This is a genomic window from Cupriavidus sp. 05N40 (genome assembly GCF_056397305.1).
Genome location: NZ_JBFTND010000194.1, coordinates 1 through 20,852 on the forward strand (window position 1 = coordinate 1; position 20,852 = coordinate 20,852).

The window sequence follows — 20,852 nt, forward strand, 5'->3', positions numbered from 1 at the left end:
GCCTACAAGCCCATTCTTCAGGCACTCGGACTTACCTATACGCAATACATCGTCATCATTGCCTTGTGGGAAGAGGACCACCAGACCGTCAGCGGGCTTGGCGAGAAGCTCTTCCTGGAATCCAACACATTGACACCGATCCTGAAGAAGCTCGAAGCCATGGGCTACATCCGCCGGCAACGCGATGCCGCCGATGAGCGCCAGGTTGTGCTGAGCCTGACCGATTCAGGCCGACGCTTGCGCGAGACAGGCTTGAGCATGGACCTCGTGGAGGCTTGCGGCCTCGCGCCCGACGAATTCCGGAATATCCAGAAGGCGGTCACGACGCTGCGCGACAATCTCATCAGCGCCACGCCGGACAAGGGCTAGCAAGCGCCCGTCAGCCACTGGCGCCCATCTGCCGCCGATGGTTCGCGACCGGAGTCCTGTCGCGAACCACGGCGTCTCATCCTCCCGTGCGTTCCATGGACAGGTCGCATTCGCCAGAAGCGAGTATTTGCGATGACGCCCGTCACTGAACTGCGGTCAGGTCCAGGTGGAATCACGCATCAGCGATACGTCTCGTGCGCCGGAAAGCGGGGGACGATGTGCGTAGCRAGCTCATCCATCACGTCGGCGGCGGGCCGGCTTCCGTACTTGAGGTTGAGCAGGACATGGTTCACGCCGGCGAACTCGAGGAACTCCAGGTGGCGCAGCAGCGCCTTTCGTCCCAGCTTGTGCCCGCCATGGATCGGCACCGGCGCAAGATCGGGGTCCGCATCCAGATCGATGTGGTAAGGCTGGGAAAAGGGCTTGAATGCCGCCGGATCGATTTCCGCCACCGTGTCATGCCAGTTCTTCACCAGCTGGGCCTGCAGATCGAGCCTGCGGGGATAGGTAATCCAGCCATCTCCATGCTCGGCGATCCATTCGATGCTTTGCTGGCTGTGACCGGTGACAATCAGCGGGACCCGGCGCGCTACCGGCTTGGGAATGACATCCGCGCCGCCGAGGTAGCCATAGCCACTATCCAGGGCCGGATACGCGCTGCCCCACACCGTGTCGAGGTATCCGGAATGCGCAGGATTCGCGAATCGCTCGAAGGTATAGGGAAGCTCTTCGAAAGCGGCCCTTTCCAGCCACGTCCCCGCCGGGAGCTCATCGGCCCAGTGAGGGATATCGCCCTGCTGCTCGATCGGTTGCTGAGAGAACTGTGCTGCTTGCATGATGGACTCCGGTTTGGGCGCGGCTCATGGGCGGCAAGTGCCTGTCACGCCGACGAGGCTGCGCGCCTCGGTACCGGAATTCTTGTCTTTTCCCGCGGAAAGATAATCCGCCCCGACCGCAATTCAGTTGTTCCATCGCGGTAACCGGGACATTGGATCCACCGCTGCCGGTGGCAGGAAGTGCTGCGTGGCGGACCATTGACTGGTGCGGCGCAAGGCGCCAGCCGGTGCTGGAGGCGCGCGGTTCGAGGCGCAGTGCCGGCCTGTCGTCGCCGGACAATATGCCTACCGGCGATCGTCGGCTTGCTGCCAGGCACGGGCACGGAGCTTCGCGTCGAAACCGGGATGCTGCCTGTCTATCGGCAAATCGCCCCGCGAAGTGCAACGCGGGGCCCGATGCTCGCCAGGCGCCGGCAGTGCATTGTCAGGCGTTGGAGACCCGCAGCTTGAAAGACCGGCCCCATTGGTTGATGCCGGCACACGCAACCAATAGCAAGCCGGTCACGTAGAACACCGCATGCAATCCGACATGCGCGCCGATCTGTCCGCCGATCAATGGCCCCACTACCTGCCCGGTGAACTGGGCGGATTGCAGATAGCCCAGCATCTTCCCGGATTCCCGTTCGTCGACCGATTGCCGCACCAACTTGGCAATCGCAGGAAGCAAGCCGGCCAGCGTCATTCCCATCAAGCCGCGCAAGATAGCCAGTTGCCACCATTGCGTCACGAAGGCCTGCGGCACCATGACCAGTCCCGTTGCCAGAAGACAGCCGATGATGACGTTCCAGCCACCGATGCGATCGGCAAGCGCACCAAGCCGCGCGGCGGTCAGCATGCTGCCTAACGCGGAGGACGCCATGACAATGCCGGCCACGCGCGCGAGATGGTCGGTGGGCACGCCAAGGCTGCCGATATACACCGTGATGATCGGCTCGATGGACATATTGGCGAGAAGCACCATCATTGCGGTCAGCAGCAGAGTGACAGTGACAGAGCGGTTCGGCGCCGGTGAGAGCCCCGCCGACGCCGAGGGCTTCTTCACATCGGACTCGCGGCGAAAATCTTCTTTCACCAGCAGGATGACCAGGAGAGCCGTCACCGCGATCATTGCGCCGCCGACGAAGAACGTGCCACGGATGCCAACCCAGTCCGGCAGGAAGCCACCCACGAGCGGACCGATCAGATTGCCCGCAAGCGCACCCGTAGAGAGGATGCCGAGCGCCCAGCCGGCACGCTCGCGCGGCGCCTGGGTGCCGATCATGACAATCGAGGCCGATGCGAAGCCACCGATCAGGCCCGCGACCAGGCGCAGCAAGACGAGCACGAAGACGCTGTGGGCGAGCCCGATCAGCGACATCACGATCGCCATGCCGATCGCTGCGCGCACCAGCATCGGCTTGCGCCCGTAGCGGTCGGCGAGACGCCCCCAGAGCGGCGCGGTGATCGCGGTACCGAAAAAGGTCGCGCCGAAGGCCACTCCCGACCACTGCACGACGGCAGAAGGCGATACGACGCCGAGCTGCTGCACATATAGCGGAAGGAAAGGCAGCAGCATGCTCAGGCTCACCAGCGTGGTGAAGGAGCCGAATACGCAGATGGCGAGATTGCGCCGCCAGTACGGCGCATTGCGCTCTGAGTAGCTGGTGCTGGCGAGCGGTCTCGCCGCCGATGTGGGTGGGTTTTCCGGGGGATTCATATTGTCATCGCCGTTCTGAAGATTGACTTGGAGTCACTTTCGGTGTTGCAACACGCGCTACGCCGCGGACGCGTCGCTCATTTCACGCGCGAGCCGTTTGGCCAGTTCGCACGCGGGCAACGAAGTTGCAAGCGACCCACATTGCCTGACCCATTGCACTGCCGGATGCATCACGGCCGCCCTCTGAGAGGAAAGTGAATAGTCATAGCATAGTATCTCTCAAAGAGAATACAAAGCAAATTACATTCGTTTTTCACGATATATGGCGAGCGCGCCGCCCGGGTGATATTCCGTTCCGTGCCGCGCAGCCGGCGTCACCCGCGCGACCTCGGCACTTGGGCGGAGTACGGCCGGACGTCATCGTCCGGATTCGGCAAACGGGGGAACCGGGCGTGGCGCCGCTCCGGCGCGAGGCCTGCCGCCAGGACATGTCGGGACAAGTTGGGAGGATTGGCGCCAGGAGTGCGTTCCGCGCCCGGCAATCAGGGGCGGGGGCCCGGGGCGGGGATGGGCGCTATTGCGGGAGCCTGTGCGGCTTGCCGGCGGGATGGAAGAGGGAATCGGTCGGGCCGTGCCCCCTGGCTGGCGTGCCGGGGAACGATGCGCGGCAAGGCGGCCGCCTTGCCGCGCACATGTCCCGACGGAATGGCGCGTCCGCATCTTGTCGGCGGACCGCCTCGATGCCAGTACCGATCAGGGCGCTAGGCGCACTCCAGGGCCGCCTCGGCCGGCACGCCGAAGTCGGCGGGCGCGAGCCACGTGCCCAACAGCCGGCCGAATGCGTTGAGCAGTACATCGGAGGTCAATCCGGCGCTGCCCGCCAGGGCCGGACAGTTGATCCACGTCGTGCCGTCCTTGTCGAACACCCGCAGGATCCTCACCAGGTCCGCCGGCTGCAGTGGCAGGTCCTGGCCGGCCGCGTGCTCCAGCCCGAAGGCGTGCAGGTAGTCCTCGGCATGGCGATAGCCGAGGCAGACCACCAGCTTGGGCCGCCAGCGCGCGCATGCCTGCTGCAGGAAGCGGAAGCGCCCGCCCTGCCGGCACAAGTTCAGGTAGCGGTCCTTGGGCACCAGTTCCGACTGGCCGCGGAACACCTTGGACCACGGCGTCAGGCCGTCGAGTTGCGCCGGCAACGGGAACAGGTTCAGCTTGAACTCGCTGCCGCCGGGCGCGTACAGGCGGTCCCGGTAATAGTGCTTCCAGTCATCGTCGCCCAGCCGCTCGCCCAGCGCCTGCGCGCGGGCGGCCGCCATGATGCGCGCGATGCGCTGATGATGCAGCCAGCGCTCCATGTCATCCCGGTGCCGCAGGCGGAACGCCGCATCCCATGCGGGAGGCTCGGTGCGTGGCCGCAGCGGCCGCACCAGCGGCTCGGACCATGGATGCGGGCTGCGATCGCAGATCCAGACGGACGCGCGCGGGTTACCGCCCTCCATGCCGACGAAGGATGAAAAATAGTTGTCCAGCTCTTGGCTCGTGAATACCCCTGGGTACTGCATCCATGCCCCTCACCGTTGAGATTTTGGACCCCATTTACCCGTGCCAAAACGTGCCGCGCAGATGCCTCCCGGCTCTCGCGTACCGCCATGGTCATTTCCCGAATGCAGCGCGTGCCAGTGCATGCCGCGCGGCGGGCTCGAACCCGCTCTGCACGGCACTCCTCGCGCCCGGCGTACCTTCGGCGAGTTCTGTCTTCTCCGGACGGCTTGATCCTTGATCGCTATGGGTGCTGGACACCGCCAAGGACGTGAATGTACTTTCCTGATACCGATTTAATACCAACTACATACGACCGGCATATACGCCTGACATATACGCCTGACACATGAGACTGACATATACGACCGACATATATGACGGCGCCCTACCCCTCCTTGCGAGTTATTGCCTTTTGCGCCCGGCCGGGTCGCGGCCATGCGAATCGCATATCCGGTCGCGACAGCCCTGGAAGCCACAACCATGCGGCGATTCGCGCAAACTATAACCCAAGACATTTTTAATACATATATTGTAGTTTTAATTTCTGACATAAAAATCTCTGAGAAATAGACGAATTTCAGAAGTTCACAGGTTCTTGTCCCCCCTGATGGGGGAATCTGTTTTCATCCCATCCGCGGACTGCCATGGCCCGGCGCGAGCCTGGTGATCCACATCCGCCGTTCCCCCGGACCAAAGGCGCGCCGGCTGCCGTGAGCCGTTCAACGGCCTGGATCCGGTGTCGCCCGGGGCGGAGGATGCTTTCGAATCGATTACAGATTTGTCATTCAGGGCTATCTCGCCAGCGACTATCATCCGGGCATGCAGGCGCCGTTTGCACGCCTGCCGGCATTGGCTAGACGAGGACGAGCATGAGACTTCTGGTGGTGGAGGACGAGCCCAAGACCGGCGAATACCTGCGCAAGGGACTCACCGAGTCTGCCTTCGTGGTCGACCTGGCCGTGACCGGCACCGACGGCCTGCACCAGGCCCTGGAAGTCAGCTACGACCTGGTCATCCTGGACGTGATGCTGCCGGGCATGAACGGCTGGGAAGTGCTCAAGCAGCTACGCGAGCGCAAGGACACGCCGGTGCTGTTCCTGACGGCGCGCGACGAGGTGGAGGATCGCGTGCGCGGCCTGGAGCTCGGCGGCGACGATTATCTCGCCAAGCCCTTCGCCTTCGTCGAGTTGCTGGCGCGCGTGCGCACGCTGCTGCGGCGCGGCCCGGTGCGCGAGGCTGACCGCATCGAGATCGAAGACCTCGAGATCGACCTGATCCGCCACCGCGTCACGCGTGCCGGACAGCGCATCGAACTCACCCCGCGCGAGTTCTCCCTGCTGCATTTCCTCGCACGCCGGCACAGCGAGGTGCTCAGCCGCACCCAGATCGCTTCCCATGTCTGGGATATGAACTTCGACAGCGATACCAACGTGGTGGATGTGGCCGTGCGCCGCCTGCGCGCCAAGATGGACGACGATTTCCAGCCCAAGCTGATCCATACCGTGCGCGGCATGGGCTATGTGCTGGAGCGCCGGCAGTCCTGATGCGCAGGCTTTCGCTCACCTCCCGCCTGGCGCTCGCCTTTGGCCTGGTCGCCGCGCTCGTGTTCGGCGGCGTTGGCGCCTACCTCTATCGCGCGCTGGCCACGCAAGTGATCGAGCGCGACGACGCGGAGTTGCTGCGCAAGGCGGCGCGCGTGCGCAATGAACTGGCGGAGCGAAGCACCCAGGCCGCTGCCGAGTGGAAGGAGGTCGGCAGCGTGGTGTCCGGCAACGACGAATTCACACTGCTCGTGCACGGCGCCGACGGCAGGGTGCTGGTGGCCGCCAATACCGGGACGGACGCACCGCCCGCCTTGGCGCCGCTTGCTCCCGATGCGCCGATCGGCCCCGGGTCGATACGCAGCTGGACCACGCAGCAAGGCTATCCCGCGCACGGCGTGAGAGCACTCGTACGGCCGGGCGCGGATGCGGGTGCTGGTACCGGAACCGCCGCAGCACAGCCAGCGCTGACCTTCACGCTCTACCAGACCGCCATTGCACGCAGCACGATGCTGTACGCCTACCGCGCCAAGCTGCTGCTGGCCGGTCTGCTCGGCACGCTGGCGGTGGCCGCGCTTGGCTATCTGGCGCTGCGCACCGGCATGGCGCCGCTGCGGCGCATCGCTGCCGGCGCCTCGTCGGTCACGGTGCGGCGGCTGGAGTTGCCGGTAGACCCGGCCCAGTTGCCGCCCGAACTGGAGGAACTGGCCACGGCCCTGCAGCAGATGATGGACCGGCTGCGCGACGGCTTCGAGCGGCTTTCCCAGTTCTCCGCCGATCTTGCGCATGACTTCCGCACGCCCATCGGCAACCTGCTGGGACAGAGCCAGGTCGCACTGGCGAGCGAACGCAGCGCCGACGAATACCAGGCCCTGCTGGCGTCCAATATCGAAGAGTACGAGCGGCTGGCCCGCATGATCGAGAACATGCTGTTTCTCGCGCGGGCGGAGAACGCCCGCGTGGCCGTCAAGCCCGCGCGGCTGGACCTGGCGCGCGAGCTTGGCGCGCTGTCCGATTACTTCGAAGGACTGGCCGAGGCGCGCGGCGTGGCGATCGCGGTGGATGGCAGTGGCGCGGTGCAGGCAGATCCTCTGCTGCTGCGGCGCGCTGTCAGCAACCTGGTGGCCAATGCCATCCGCTACACACCCCCCGGGCAGACGGTGGTGATGACGGCGCGCTCGGGGCCGGCAGGCGGCAGCATTGAAGTACGCAACCCCGGCGCCGGCATCACGCCAGAACACCTGCCCAGGCTATTCGACCGCTTCTTCCGTGGCGATCCGGCCCGCGCCAACTCGGGAGAGTCGGCAGGCATCGGTCTGGCCATCGTGAAGTCCATCATGGACTTGCATCACGGGCGCGTCGAGGTGGAGTCCAAAGTCGGGGGGACAACGGCATTCAGGCTGTTCTTCCCGGCAGGCACGGCGGATTCCGCATCGGCTCAACACCGTACCTGAGGCGATCGAACCATGATCCGCCTTCGTGGCGACGATGCTTTATCGCATCGATCGATTCAGGGTTGGCGCACTGGACGCATGGCTTGCATATGCGGAATCAGCCTGCCGCGGGAATGTGGCAGCGTCCGCTTGCTCCGCAATACGGAACGCCGAAACCGCATGCCGCAACGTGGCCGCCTGTTCTTCGAGCGAATGTGCCGCCGCGGAAGCCTCCTCCACCAGCGCCGCATTCTGCTGCGTGACCTGGTCCATCTGTGTCACCGCCCGATTGACCTGTTCGATGCCGCTGCGCTGCTCCTCCGATGCCGCGGCAATCTCACCCATGATGTCAGTGACGCGACGGATCGATTGCGTGATCTCCGTCATGGTCGAGCCAGCTCGTGTGACAAGTTCGGATCCGCTCCGGACGCGCTCGACGGAAGTGCCGATCAGGGTGCGGATTTCCTTGGCGGCGGTCGCCGAACGCCGGGCAAGGCTGCGCACTTCCTCTGCTACGACGGCAAAGCCGCGGCCCTGTTCCCCGGCCCTCGCCGCCTCGACCGCAGCGTTGAGCGCGAGAATGTTGGTCTGGAAGGCGATGCTTTCGATTACACCGATAATGTCGGCGATCTGACCCGAGCTCTCGGCAATCTGTGCCATGGTGCTGACCACCGCACCTACTGCCTCGCCGCCCTGGTTCGCGATCTCTGACGCATTGTTTGCCAGCCCGCTCGCCTGGCGAGCGCTCTGCGCATTGTGCTGGACGGTGGTGGTCAGTTCTTCCATGCTCGCGGCCGTCTCCTCGAGCGAGGCGGCCTGCTGCTCGGTACGCGAGGACAAATCGGCATTGCCCGCGGCAATTTCGGCGGTCGCAGTAGCTACCGAGTCCACCGACTCACGAATCTGCGCCACCGTGCCGGCGAGCTTGCCCTGCATGCGTTGCATGGCGTAGAGCAAGCTGGAGGTGTCGTTCCCGCGAAGCGCTACGTGGCGGGTGAAGTCACCAGCCGCAATGCTGCTCGTTATCGAGGCGGCATAGGCCGGCTCTCCGCCCAGCTCACGGTGAACGCTACGCAATAGCCAACCGGCAAGCAAGGTCGCGGCGCCCCCCAGGAAGACCAGCAGCACGATGGAGTGAAGAAGCTCCTCGCGAAAAGTCGCCTCGATATCGTCTATGTAGGCGCCTGTAGTGACAGTCCACTTCCATGCATTGAACGGCTTTACGTAGCTGAGCTTACGCACCGGCTCGCTTGCTCCCGGCTTGGCCCACATATAGCTCACGAAGCCGCCGCCCTGGTCGCGGGCAACCTTGGCAATCTCGACGTAGATGGCCTTGCCGGTCGGGTCCTTTAGCCCGCTCATGTCCTGGCCCTCGTTCTCCGGCTTGAACGGATGCATGATCGACCGACCGGAAAAGTCCGTAATCGAAACATAGCCATCCACACCGAAGCGGATTGGCCTAAGCCTCTCCTTCGCCTGCTTCCGGGCTTCCTCCATCGACATGCTACCGCTCGCGGCCTGTTTCTCGATTGCCACGAGAATGCTGGCCGCGGCTTCAGCAATGCTCTGCATTTCGCGCTGACGACCGGCAAACTGCTCCGCGCGAGTGACTGATGCCTCGTAAGTAACGATGCCAATCATCGCCAGCCATATCAGCCCGAAAGGGATCCAGAGCCGTTGATTGAGGGTGAGTTTTCGATTTTCGTTCATGGTTGCTTCTTGAAATACGGTATCGGCAATTCGGACCGTCTCTCGACCTTTGGCCGGGAGACGATGCTGTTAAATTCACGGCCAGACGTCCCGCAGGAATCCGCATGGCGGGCGTCTCCTTCCCGACACAGCCGATATATGCGCGATCCGATTCATGCCCGATATATGCCGCAACCTGCTGGCTACGGTATTTAGCGGCGACTTCCCCCGTGGTTCGGCATTCGAGTTTCGCTTGCCGCCGCCGCTTGTAGAGGATCTCGATATACCTTCGAATGGAAGCAGTGGCCGGGTGCGCGTTGCGTACCGGTGGTGGTGCACCGCTTCACTTCTGCAAACTGCCCCGGATGCTCTCCATCGGCGCGTTTGGAAGCCGCCCGTCGGAAGCTTGTTGCCGCGGGGAAAAAGACAGCAGAAGATCGGGGCGGCCGTGTCTGTATGGGATATCGACGCAAGCCGAAACGAATTTCCCCCAACCTTAGTAGGACTAGACATGTCGCGCAGCAGCGGCTATGAGCCAGTCGCCGGGCGCCGTCCCAGGCCGGGAGGCCATGTGAGCGAGAAACCCCAATGGCCGACAAGCGACAAACTATGGCCAGCTTCTGGCCTATCTTCAACGCCCCGGGCTACGGGCCTTCTCTATAGTTGAAAAACCCGCCGCGCCCTGTCGCCGATGCGGCGGGCGGGAAGGCCAGTCGGATTCCTGCATGTTCAGGTTGCCCGCGGCGAGGGCGAAGGACAGAGAAATGACGCATCCCCACCTGGTCCCGGCGCAAGAACCTTCCGGGCCCCTGCAGGACATGATGAGGCCGGGGCTTTCGGGCGTGTTCTGCGGATTGAATCCCGGGTTGCAGGCAGCGATGACCGGCTTTCACTTTGCCGGCCACGGGAACCGCTTCTGGCAGGCGATCCATCTCGCAGGGTTCACCGACCGCGAGCTCAGGCCCGCGGATTGTCATCTGTTGCTTTCGTATGGATACGGTCTGGCAACCGCGGTGAGCCGCCCAACAGCCAGTGCGAGCGAACTCTCGCACGAGGAGTATGTCGGTGGTTCGCCGCAGCTGGCAGCGAAGCTCGAACGCTTCAGTCCGGCCTATATCGCATTCCTGGGTAAGGCCGCCTATGCGGCCATGACCGGGCAGCGGGTGGTCAGTTGGGGGCCACAGCGGCAGCCAATAAGCAGTTCGAAGGTATGGGTATTGCCGAACCCAAGCGGCCGAAACCGTGGCTTCAGTCTCGCCGACCTGGTTGACGCCTACGGCGAGTTCCGCCTCGCCGCGGAGAGTTAGGCCGGCGATGAGGATTTCCTTGCGGTGTCCGGCAAACAGCGGCAGTTCAAGATGAACAGGAGGTAGTGCAAGATGGTATGGACGACCGAGCAGATGCTTGAGCGCGCAGCAACGCATCTCAAGGATGGAGAATTTGTCTACCTGGGCCCCGGTTTGCCGGCGGCGGTAGCAAGTCGGGTTCCGACGGATACCGAAGTCTGGTTGCATGTTCATGACGGCGTGCCAGGCATGATGTCGTATCCGACGGACGATTTCATGGATGCGGGCTTCATCGCTGGCAGTCGGCAACGGCACGGCGATGCCCGGCAGAGGGAGGTATATCACTCCACCGATTCATTCGCCGAAATGACCAGCCCGTCCATGGACATGGCGATCATCGACGCAAGCGGCAAGCATGGAGATGGTGTTGCGATTGCCCGCTGGGCGATCGGCAGCGGGGCCAAGCGGGTTGTACTCCTGCTTGGATCGGCTCGCGGGATCAAGGACATGGCCGGTTCCCTGATGGACGGCGAGAACGATGGTGTCCCCTACAGAATCATCTCCGACTCGGTTGTCATCGATGTCACCGGCGAAGGCGTGACATTCGTCGAAGCCATGGCCGGCGCAACGCGTGCTGACATCGAGACACTGACCTCGCTTCGATTTGCATGACATTCGTACCACCCCGTCACGGAAGGCCTGAGCATCCACGCCGATCGGGCCGATGTGCCTGGCTTACTTCCGTGGTTCATGGTGGCCAGAAACTAGAATAATTTGGCCCCAAACAGCCTTGCGCGGGAGGAACTCCGCTCTGCATCCGAACTTATACTCCCCAAATCGCTACGTCGCTGCGATTCCGTGGTACGGCCATTTACTGAGGAGAATCGATGCAGGCTTTACAACCACCCGCCAAGCACGCAATTGAGAAACGTGAGATGTCGGTGAAGCATCTTCCGGTGAATCTCTTTGCCTCGGTCATGGGTATTTCCGGGCTTTCGCTTGCCTGGCGACTGGCCGCCAATCAGTATGGCGTCAGCCCGATCATCTCTGGTGTGATCGGACTCTTGGCGGTGATCGCGTTTCTGATTCTGGCAGTCTCGTACGCGGTGAAGATCGCAAAGTATCCGGATGCCGTGATGCATGAGTTTCGGCATCCAATTGCCGGAAACTTCTTCGGTACGGTGCCTATCGCGGTCTTGCTGATCTCTTCGATCATCGGCCAGGCCAGTCAGGCAACGGCGGAAGTCGTCTGGACCATTGGCGCCATCGGCACCATCGCCCTCGCGTTCACTATTGTCAGCCGGCTTTTCCGCGGAAAGATCGATTCCGGGCATGCACTGCCGGCGTGGCTGATCCCCGGCGTCGCGACGCTCGATATCGCCGTGGCGGGGGGAACGATGTCCATGCCGTGGGCGCACGAGTTCAATATCTTCTCCCTGGCCGTCGGGACCATTCTTGCTCTTGTGTTCTTCACCATGATTGTGTCCCGGCTGATTCATCATGAGAAGTTGGCGAGCGGCATGATTCCCTCGCTCATGATCCTCATCGCTCCGTTCGAAGTGGGGTTCCTGGCCTACACGAATTTCACGCAAAGAGTTGATGTGTTCGCGGCGGTCCTGTTCTATTTCGGATTGTTCCTTTTCTTTACCTTGGTCTTCAAGGTGTTCCGTCGGAGCATTCCGTTTGCCGCGGGCTGGTGGGGCGTCAGCTTTCCGGTTGCGGCATTGACGAGCGCCGCATTGAAATACGCGGACACGGTTCGTGTCTGGCCGATTACCGTGCTGGCGATTCTTCTGCTCGCGTTCTTGTCCGTGGTGATCGTCGTGCTCTTCGTGCGGACCATGCGGATTGTGTTCAGCGGTGACTTGCTATCCGGCGGATGATCCGGCTATGGCAGACGAGGTTCAGGAAGCGGGGCCGCGCAATTCAGCGTTTAGCGATAGCAACTTCGCGCGATGACGTGATCCGAATATCGTCCCGACGCAGCTTGCCCGGCAGCGGATGCTTGTTGTGGCTGCTTTGGTCCGCAATATCGCCTGACCCACCCTCGTTCTCCTGGAAGCGCTGGCGATACTGCTTGGGTGTGATGTCGAGGCGTCGCGAAAAGATCATCCGCATGTGCGTGGAGCTATGGAATCCACTCCTGAACGCAATCGTCTTGAGAGGCACATCCGTCTGCTCGAGCAACTTCCTGGCGAAGTCGACGCGTACCTGCTCGACAAAGACAGAAGGGGCAACCTTGGCGTGCTTCGCAAAGGTGCGGCTGAACGTGCGCCGGCTCACGCCTACCGCGTCCGCCAATTCCTCGATCGAGAAGGCATCTGCGATATGGTCGTTGACGTACCGCAGCGCCTTGCTGACGATGGAGTCTTCCTCCGGGCCGACAGCGAGGTATGGACTGTACTGAGATTGTCCGCCGTCCCGGCGAATATAGACAATCAGGCGCTTCGCAACCTTCACCGCGAGCGCGTGACCCAGGTCTTCGGCGACCAATGCGAGGCACAGGTCGATGCCGGCGGTGACGCCACCACACGTGAACAAGCTGCCGTCACGGACAAAGATCTTGTCTGGCCGCACGAAGGCACGCGGAAAATGCTCCTGGAGTCGCTTGGTCTCGGACCAATGCGTAGTGACTTCCCGTCCATCAAGGAGCCCGGCGTGCGCAAGCAGAAATACGCCGTTGCAAACCGCTCCGAACCGCTGCGTGGTCAGCGCTTTATCGTGAAGCCACGACAGGAAATCCGGGTCGGGACGCATCTCCGGAGCACGCGGCCCCCCTGCCACCAACAGGAGATCGCAATCGTCGGAATAGTTGCGATAGTCCACCGGCACACTAATTTCCATGCCGTTCGAACAGGTGACGCTATCGGGGCGCACGCCCACCAATGAAATCTCGTACCGCTTATGGGGTGGCAATAGTGCGTTGGCCTCCGCGAATACATCCATCGGGCCAGCAATGTCTAGCGCTTGTACTCCATCAAACACGACAACAGCGAGTTTCATCAATGGATCTGTTCGTTCACTTCTATACCGGCGTAACGGCTACGCCATCCTGGGCGCTGCTGTAAGGGTTGTTCGAACAAAGTCAACCAACCGGTGGCTTTGCCAAGTGCACTATGGAATGCATGGCCGCCGACGCGCTCAAATCTATGCAAGTTTGCTCAGAATATCAGATGTTCGTCCGACGGCGTGCCCCCTGGGGCCGTGACTGGACCGGATTAATTGTCATTGAAAAGCGTATTTACATACAAGCAGGCCCACGTCGATCTGGACACCGGAATCCCGGCAGTCAACGGGGTCGTATGACCGCTCCGTTCATTCTCGCCATTCCGGTCGGAGCCTGCAGCCGCCGACGCACAGTTACAGGTAGATGAGGCTGAACAGATGCGATTGCAATACGGCTTCGCTCAGGAAGACGGGCAAACGCTCCTACCGGTCGCCTATGAACAAGGCCCGGTGACTCGCGAGGGCAGTACGTCCGCCCCTCCGATCGACAAGGCCGGCGCCTACAGATGCAAGCTGATCTGCCTGGCAAAGGCGCGTATCACTTCTTCATTCCGAGAGAGGAGGATCCACTGCCCCACCCGGGTCTGAACAAGAAGGCCGGCCTCGACCAACGTTGCGACATGCGCCGATACGGTCGACTGCGACAGGCCACTRCGYGCGTGAATCACAGTCGACGGCACGCCATGACCAAGATCGATGTAGCCCTGTACGAAGACCTCGTTCGGCGTCTTCAGCCACGCCAGGATCTGACGCCGGAAGCGGTTCGCGAGGGCTTTATGAATCAGGTTCGCGTCAATCATGGAGTTGATTGCCCGTTTCCTGCCCGGAGCGGGACGGAATGAACGGTCCCGTGAGCATGCTCGCGTAGCTCTGGCCCGGTCCCACCATCGGAAACACGTCGGCGTTCTCGTCGATCATCACTTCGAGCAAGGCGGGTCCGTCAAACTCCACGAACGCCCTGAGGCTGYCTTCGATCTCGCCTATCGTTTCCACGCGACGCGCAAATTCGAACCCGTCGGCCTGTGCCGCCATCACGAAATCCTTGCGATGCAGCGCCTTGTCGCTTACGCAAAATCGCCCCTCGAAATAGAGACGCTGCCACTGCCGGATCATCCCGTCGCCGCGATTGTTGAGCAGCAGCACCTTGACCGGAACCCCGTACGTGCTCGCGGTCTCCAGCTCGCCAATATTCATCCGGATGCTGCCATCGCCATCGATATCGATCACCAGCGCGTCCGGGCGCGCCAGCTGGGCACCGATCGCCGCCGGCAGCCCAAAGCCCATCGTTCCCATGCTGCCCGACGTCAGAAGGCTGCGAGGCTCGACGAACTCGAAGAACTGCGCGGCCCACATCTGGTGCTGGCCGACACCCGTGCTGATGATGGCTTGGCCGGCCGTKATYTCGCTGAGCTTTTCGATCACGAACTGCGGCTGAATCGCGGCGCTGTTTCTGTCGTAATTCATGCCATAGGTCCGCTTCAGCTCGATCACCTGGCTGAGCCAGTCCGAGGGCGATCGCGCGGCCGGCGCGTGTTCCATCAATGACAGCAGYGCGCTCTTCGCATCGCCGATGTGACTCCAGTGSGTCCGCTTGACCTTGTTGATCTCCGCCTCGTCGATATCGATATGCGCGACATGCCGCGCACCGGGAGCAAAGGCATCCGGGCGCCCGCCGGCGACCCGGTCATCGAATCGCGCACCCACCGCAATCAGGAAATCGCAATCCTCCACCGCGTAGTTCGCACAGGCGGCACCGTGCATMCCGAGCATGCCAAGACACAGCTCGTGTTTCGCCGGTATCGCGCCAAGGCCCATGAGCGTCGTTACGACGGGGATCCCGTAGCGCTCGGAGAATCGACGCAGTTCMGCCGTTGCGCCGGCCGTGATCACGCCGCCACCGACATACAGCAGCGGCCGCTTGCTCTGCCCCAGGAGATCGAAGAATTCGGTGCGCTTTTTCTCGTCCAGACGAGCGCCTTTTGCGACCATGCGAAGACGATCGGAGTAGCCGCGGAACKGYAAGGTACCTTGCCCATGATAGGGCCCCGTCCAGTTCTGGATGTCCTTCGGCACATCCACCACAACCGGGCCCGGACGACCGGTGCGCGCCACTTCGAACGCGGTCCGCAGTGTGTATTCCAGTTTCGCCGGATCGGTCACCAGGAAGACCTGCTTGGCGCACGCCGACATGATGTTGAAGACGGGCGCTTCCTGGAAGGCATCGGTGCCGATCGCGGCACGCGGCACCTGCCCGCATATCAGSACGACCGGGACCGAATCCCCGTTGCAGTCGGCGATCGGCGTCACCGCGTTCGTCGCGCCCGGGCCGGAGGTCACCATGAATACGCCGACTTTTCCGCTGGCGCGCGCGTAACCGGCGGCCATGAAGCCCGCGGCCTGTTCATTGGCGGGTACCACGAGCTTGATCTGACGCTCGGGGTYTCCCTCGTGCATTTCGTTGAAACGGAAAACAGCGTCGTAGGTCGGCAAGATGGCGCCGCCGCTATATCCAAATACGGTATCGACGCCCTSYTCGCTGAGGACACGCAGGATGATGTCGGCACCCGACATCGATTCGCTTGCGTGCGCTGGCTTCAGGGAGATGGGTGAAACWACGTGCGGGKTTCGGGTCACGGCTGGCTCGCATGGAAACCGGCGCTGACAATATCAGCGACCAAGATCAAAGGGCGATTTCCCATCCAACTCGAGAACAGCGTATGTTCGGCACCAGCTCATGGACGATTGCTTCGACGGGTTCTCCGTCCTGGCCCAGTCCACCYAGCACTTTCTTGATGTGCTTCTGGAAGAATTGTGAGGATCGTGGCAACCATTCTGCCAACGATCGGAGCCGCGCGCTCAGCCAAGAAGCCCGTTCACGGGCCAAAATGGATCGCATTTGGGCCATGACTGACCGTGACGTCGCCATCCGGGCCATCGCCGTCGCATCCGCGCGGGAGGGAATGCGGCATCGGATGGGCTCGCTTCGCGCTCCAGCCCGACGGCGTCAACAACGCTTTGTCGACGCTTCCCGCTACGATTTCGCCAAGGTCCTCCCTGACCAGGGCCAGGGCCAGATGAATGGCGGCGCCCACGCCGCCCGACGAATACAGGTTACCGTCCTTCAGGCAGCTTAGATCGGTCATGACGTGTACCAGGGGATGCTCGGTTGCGAGGCGTTGCGCGTCGCGCCAATGCGTGGTCAACCAGCGGTGGTCGGCAAGACCGGCACGCGCGAGCAAGAAGGCGCCGTTGCACACGGATGCGAGCCTTCCCGCCTTGCGCCCGGCATCGCTGAGCCAATCCACCAAGTCCCGATGCTCATGCCCCAGGCCGGCGAGCGGGGAACCAGGTACCACGATAAGGTCGAACGGCGTGTGCACATCCAACAGGCACTCTGTCGTGCGCACCGCCATGCCGTTTGAGCATACGACAGGCCCGGGCGACGCCCCGACGAGATGCTGCTCGTAGAATTTTCCGCCCCACACCCGGTTTGCCTCGTGAAACACATCCATCGGGCCGGCCACCTCGAACAAGCGAAATCCGGCATACAGCATCATCGCGACACGCATGCGCCGTTACTCCGCGAATGCGTTCGAAGCAAACGCGCCCCGCCTCGCCACGTACGCAGCGTGGTAGCCGGGTACGGTCGCGGCGGATGCGGGCGGCCCCGCATGCAGCAGCCCTGCACCGGAACGCACGATCTCGCGCAGCTGCGGCCCGATGAGGCTCCATGCACGCCACGCACCCGTGACCGGCGCAGGGTCGGCCAAATAAAACTCAGCTTGCCCCTCGACATCAAGGGCGCTTCCCCCGGACAAGAAAGAGGCCTGGCGTTCCCGAATCAACATGATGAATCCGTCCTTGCTTGGGATCCGGCCCAGACTTCGACCGCGACATATGGCGAGGCGGCGATCGCCCCATCCTGGCTAGCCCGAGGCGCAACCAGGGCTTCTGCGGTTTCCTGCCACGCCTGGGTCAGGTTCCCAGCCGCATTCCCCAAGGCAAGTCTAGTGAGTCGACACGGCAGCGGAAACACGCACATGGCGCCATGGCTGGCCAATCGATGTGAGATTTGGGCCACGTCGTATCGACGGAACCGCCATGCGTCCTACCGTGTCCATCGCATTGGCCATCGAGCGCCACTTGGGCTTTGCCGTATGCGCTTCGTCTTCTTACACGGACGCAAAAGTCATTTGCCGGCTACGACATCCTTGCCATGCGGTTGCTGCGCTAAGCTGCATTCGTCGCTCGTCAATATCGACCACGGTGCTTTCACACTGCTGGATGTGGCCGTGGATCTATGGCAGGGCCGACAAGCCAGTCGCTTCGCAACGTCTCGTGCGTTCGCGAATCGCGCCGATTCGCTTCAATCTTATGGAGATCCCCGTTATGGAGATCCCCGCACCGGGATTCCCGGTGAAGCTACCTGGAATCAAACCGGGTATCCGTGCGGCATCGACGATAGCGCGACCTTGCGGATAGAAGCTATCGAATCCCGACGCGTCGTTTATCTGGCCGGCTAATTGCTTTTCCTGGAAAGCTGGCGCCTTCCGCAATACGAAGCATCCACTTACAACAATAGGCACCCGGCGGCGCGCGCAGGGGCCACGCCCCCCACGTCAGGCAAGTTCACACGCGTTGATTCGGGTTCGAATGCCGTCAGAACGGACTGGAGTCTTCCGTCGAGCACTTCGGCATGATATTGACGCAGACGCTCGCATAGCGCGGCGCGAATGCGCCACCCAGGCATCCACAGTTACCGAGGCGGGATACGCAAACACATTGGCCCGATACCCGACCTGCCGGGCTTCGGGAAGCACCGTCTATCCCCTACAGTGAATGCACCGCTTGACTACGACACGGCAACGAAGCTTGCCAGCAGCGCCGGGATGCGGCTTCTTTACATCACATCGTTTGGCTGGCCAAACACCAGGCAGCCGCGGCACTGTCCGAACGAGGCGCGAAGCTGCCGGAAGACCCGCCTGCGGACACCGGGGTGCTCCGAGGAGTACGGAAGGTTTGTTCGCCGGGAGGCATCGCAATTTCTTGACGAGGTGCAGCCTGAAGCCTGAGCCGGTTGCGACCCGATATCGATCTTCGTGGTTCGTCGTCGTGCAAGCTTGAATTCGCGCTTAATTGCGCAGGAGATGAACTGACTGTTTCGCAAATTGCAGCGTTTATCCGGCTTCGAAACGGGGCGCGGGTTCCCTATTTCAACCTCGTCGCGCCCCGGACGGATATGTTGGCAAGATTCACGAACAGAATGGCCCAGAACATCGCCTGTTTACGCTATCAGAGGTCTGGCCCGCCTCGTAGAATTCGTTGACTGGTTACGCGACGGCAAAAAGCGAAAACACGTTGAGCGAAATGACTTAACAAAAAGCTGGGGTCATTGCCTCGATTTATTCCAGAACGGATCTTGGAACCTTGTGAGCGCGTGGCGTCTGGCTGTGGTTTCCAAATGTGATGACCTCTTGAACACGAGTAGCTAGTAGGACCCTTATGACCACCGCCGACCCTTCAACAACTGGAACGGAAGAGCTGACGATCGTAGAACCGCCCGCACCGGTTCCCGAGCAAGAGGTGGCCCCTCCTGTCCAGCCAACGCCCGCACAAGCCTCGCTATCGCTTCGTCTCGCCGTCGGCCTGATCGGGATGCTGCTCGCGTCCCTACTGGCGATCCTCAACGAACAGGTCACCGCGGTAGCGTTGGCCGATATCCGGGGAGCGTTCTCGATCGGACGTGACGACGGGACCTGGCTGACCACGTTGTTCGAGGCGGCTAACGTCGCCACCATGGTGTTTGCTCCGTGGTTCGGGATCACCTTCACGCTGAAGCGGTTCACGATCGGCGCCGTGCTCGCCACGATGCTGTTCGGGATCCTTTGCCCCTTCGCACCGAACCTCCTTACGCTATATGTGCTGCGTGTCCTCCAGGGGATCGCCGGCGGATGCCTCCCGCCCATGCTGATTATTGTGGCGCTGCGCTATCTTCCCCCGAAGGTCAAGCTGTACGGGCTCGCCGGGTATGCACTCACTGCGACCTTCGGGCCGGCGCTCGGCGCACCGCTCGCGGCATTGTGGACAGAGTATGTCGGCTGGCAAATGGTCTTCTGGCAAATCGTGCCGCTTGGCGTAGCGTGCTGCCTGGCGATCCAGCAGGGGCTTCCGCCGGATCCGCTCAAACTCGAACGACTCCGTTCATTCAACTGGACCGGATTCCTCACGGGACTCCCGGCGGTCGCCATGCTCGTGATCGGTCTCCTGCAAGGTGATCGYCTTGACTGGCTGAATTCCGAGTTCATTCGCGTGATGTTTTTTGGCGGGACGTTCTTGCTTGTGGYCTTCCTCGTCAACGAGTGGTTTCACCCGCTTCCTTTTTTCAAGCTCCAGCTGCTTTCACGAAGGAACTTCGCGCACGGACTCACGACACTCGCGGGCGCGGTGATACTGCTGATCGGTGTCGCCGCCATACCGGGCCAGTATCTCGCCACCATCCACGCGTACAGGCCACTGCAAACGGCACCCCTGTCGTTGCTGGTCGCGATCCCGCTATTGGTTGCGCTTCCTCTGACTGCCGCCTTCATGAATCTTCGGCGCGTTGACCATAGATGGGTCATGGCCGTCGGGCTTTCTCTCATGGTCRCGACSTGCCTGATGGGKAGCTTCATGACCTCCGAGTGGGTTCGCGAGAACTTCTACCTGCTYCAGTCACTACAGATCGTTGCGCAACCGATGGTGATCATGGCGATCCTGATGGGCGTCACGACGGGCTTGCCGCCAGCGGAAGGCCCGTTCGCTTCGGCTATGTTCAACTCGGTCAAGACTTTCTTCGCTGCTGTGGCGACGGGTCTTATCGAAGGATTGGGTACAGATCGCGAACGTTTTCATTCGAACATGCTCGTGGACCAGTTGGGCAACAACGCGCTGGTGACGAGCTATAGCATCGATGCGACCCATAGTCTCGGTCAACTCGCACACCGGATCCACGAGCAGGCCGTGGTACTGACCTCGGCCGATCTCTATCGTGTGATGGCAGGCGTCGCCGTCGCCCTTCTTGTTCTTGTTCCGATACTACCCGTGCGTATCTATCCCCCATGGTGCACTACGCCGCCCTCTTCTCACTAAGGGACGATTTTCATGTCATCCGCCACACGATCTCCTCTCAAAATTGTTAGCATTGCCGCGCTTGTCATTGCCGTCGCCATCGCTGTATGGGCCTGCATTCGGTTTCTTGGCGGCTCGGATACCGAATCCACAAATGATGCCTACGTCTCGGCCGACTTCACGCTCGTGGCGCCGCGTATCGCTGGCCAGGTTTCCGAGGTACTGGTCAACGACAATCAGTGGGTCAAGGCCGGGCAATTGATGGTACGTATCGATGACCGCGATTTCCGGGCCGCATTGTCGAGTGCGCAGGCTGACGTGGCGGCAGCCAAGGCATCCATAGCAAACTACGACGCCGAGATTGCGCGGCACCCCTCGCTCGTCGAGCAGGCGCGCGCCACGCTTCGCTC

At 62.0% G+C, this 20,852-nt stretch carries 15 protein-coding genes and 1 pseudogene; 8 read left to right on the plus strand and 8 right to left on the minus strand.

Going from position 1 to position 20,852, the window contains the following annotated elements; all coding sequences use genetic code 11:
* Positions 1-369, plus strand: a 369-nt coding sequence (locus AC1DO7_RS32480) for a MarR family winged helix-turn-helix transcriptional regulator (RefSeq protein WP_477117029.1), incomplete at its 5' end; no start/stop codon positions are given.
* 179 nt (positions 370-548) lie between these two features.
* Here the strand turns inward: AC1DO7_RS32480 and AC1DO7_RS32485 are convergent.
* From AC1DO7_RS32485 to AC1DO7_RS32495, 3 genes are all read right to left on the minus strand, one after another.
* Positions 549-1,205 carry an LLM class oxidoreductase gene (locus AC1DO7_RS32485; RefSeq protein WP_441649754.1) on the minus strand — a complete coding sequence of 219 codons (657 nt, stop codon included), beginning with the start codon at positions 1,203-1,205 and terminating at the stop codon, positions 549-551.
* 424 nt (positions 1,206-1,629) lie between these two features.
* Positions 1,630-2,901 carry an MFS transporter gene (locus AC1DO7_RS32490; RefSeq protein ID WP_441649753.1) on the minus strand — a complete coding sequence of 424 codons (1,272 nt, stop codon included), beginning with the start codon at positions 2,899-2,901 and terminating at the stop codon, positions 1,630-1,632.
* Positions 2,902-3,602: 701 nt separating this feature from the next.
* On the minus strand, positions 3,603-4,400 hold the full coding sequence (locus AC1DO7_RS32495) for a transcriptional regulator (RefSeq protein WP_441649752.1): 798 nt from the start codon (positions 4,398-4,400) through the stop codon (positions 3,603-3,605).
* A gap of 849 nt (positions 4,401-5,249) precedes the next feature.
* On the opposite strand from AC1DO7_RS32495, the gene AC1DO7_RS32500 reads away from it, so the two are divergent.
* Positions 5,250-5,924 carry a heavy metal response regulator transcription factor gene (locus AC1DO7_RS32500; protein WP_441613835.1) on the plus strand — a complete coding sequence of 225 codons (675 nt, stop codon included), beginning with the start codon at positions 5,250-5,252 and terminating at the stop codon, positions 5,922-5,924.
* A complete protein-coding gene (locus AC1DO7_RS32505; protein ID WP_441649751.1) occupies positions 5,924-7,375 on the plus strand; it encodes a heavy metal sensor histidine kinase in 1,452 nt (483 codons plus the stop codon). The genes AC1DO7_RS32500 and AC1DO7_RS32505 overlap by 1 nt, the downstream gene beginning before the upstream one ends.
* 39 nt (positions 7,376-7,414) lie before the next feature.
* On the opposite strand, the gene AC1DO7_RS32510 is transcribed toward AC1DO7_RS32505, so the two are convergent.
* Positions 7,415-9,064 (minus strand): methyl-accepting chemotaxis protein, encoded by a 1,650-nt coding sequence (locus AC1DO7_RS32510; protein WP_441649750.1) that lies wholly within the window; start codon positions 9,062-9,064, stop codon positions 7,415-7,417.
* Between the two features lie 743 nt (positions 9,065-9,807).
* Here AC1DO7_RS32510 and mug point away from each other — a divergent pair.
* The 3 genes from mug (at position 9,808) to AC1DO7_RS32525 (ending at position 12,212) form a co-directional block, all read left to right on the plus strand.
* Positions 9,808-10,350 carry a G/U mismatch-specific DNA glycosylase gene (gene mug / locus AC1DO7_RS32515; protein ID WP_441613832.1) on the plus strand — a complete coding sequence of 181 codons (543 nt, stop codon included), beginning with the start codon at positions 9,808-9,810 and terminating at the stop codon, positions 10,348-10,350.
* Positions 10,351-10,422: 72 nt separating this feature from the next.
* Positions 10,423-11,001, plus strand: a complete 579-nt coding sequence (locus tag AC1DO7_RS32520) for a hypothetical protein (protein WP_441649749.1) — start codon at positions 10,423-10,425, stop codon at positions 10,999-11,001.
* Between the two features lie 215 nt (positions 11,002-11,216).
* Positions 11,217-12,212 carry an SLAC1 anion channel family protein gene (locus tag AC1DO7_RS32525; protein WP_441649748.1) on the plus strand — a complete coding sequence of 332 codons (996 nt, stop codon included), beginning with the start codon at positions 11,217-11,219 and terminating at the stop codon, positions 12,210-12,212.
* A 43-nt stretch (positions 12,213-12,255) separates the two neighbouring features.
* On the opposite strand, the gene AC1DO7_RS32530 is transcribed toward AC1DO7_RS32525, so the two are convergent.
* The 4 genes from AC1DO7_RS32530 to AC1DO7_RS32545 form a co-directional block, all read right to left on the minus strand.
* Positions 12,256-13,332 (minus strand): GlxA family transcriptional regulator, encoded by a 1,077-nt coding sequence (locus tag AC1DO7_RS32530; protein WP_441613829.1) that lies wholly within the window; start codon positions 13,330-13,332, stop codon positions 12,256-12,258.
* A 503-nt stretch (positions 13,333-13,835) separates the two neighbouring features.
* The gene (locus AC1DO7_RS32535; protein WP_441613828.1) at positions 13,836-14,135 is read right to left on the minus strand and encodes an ArsR/SmtB family transcription factor; all 300 of its coding nucleotides are present in this window, start codon (positions 14,133-14,135) and stop codon (positions 13,836-13,838) included.
* Positions 14,128-15,906 (minus strand): biosynthetic-type acetolactate synthase large subunit, encoded by a 1,779-nt coding sequence (gene ilvB, locus AC1DO7_RS32540; RefSeq protein WP_477117030.1) that lies wholly within the window; start codon positions 15,904-15,906, stop codon positions 14,128-14,130. The genes AC1DO7_RS32535 and ilvB overlap by 8 nt, the downstream gene beginning before the upstream one ends.
* Before the next feature lie 302 nt (positions 15,907-16,208).
* Positions 16,209-16,904 carry a GlxA family transcriptional regulator gene (locus tag AC1DO7_RS32545; protein ID WP_441624393.1) on the minus strand — a complete coding sequence of 232 codons (696 nt, stop codon included), beginning with the start codon at positions 16,902-16,904 and terminating at the stop codon, positions 16,209-16,211.
* A 1,933-nt stretch (positions 16,905-18,837) separates the two neighbouring features.
* Between AC1DO7_RS32545 and AC1DO7_RS32550 the strand changes: the two genes are divergently transcribed.
* Together AC1DO7_RS32550 and AC1DO7_RS32555 are read left to right on the plus strand one after the other, a co-directional pair.
* Complete coding sequence (locus AC1DO7_RS32550) at positions 18,838-20,463, plus strand: MFS transporter (protein ID WP_477117031.1); 1,626 nt, start codon at positions 18,838-18,840, stop codon at positions 20,461-20,463.
* A gap of 12 nt (positions 20,464-20,475) precedes the next feature.
* Positions 20,476-20,852 (plus strand): annotated as a pseudogene (locus AC1DO7_RS32555) (HlyD family secretion protein); the annotation flags it as partial.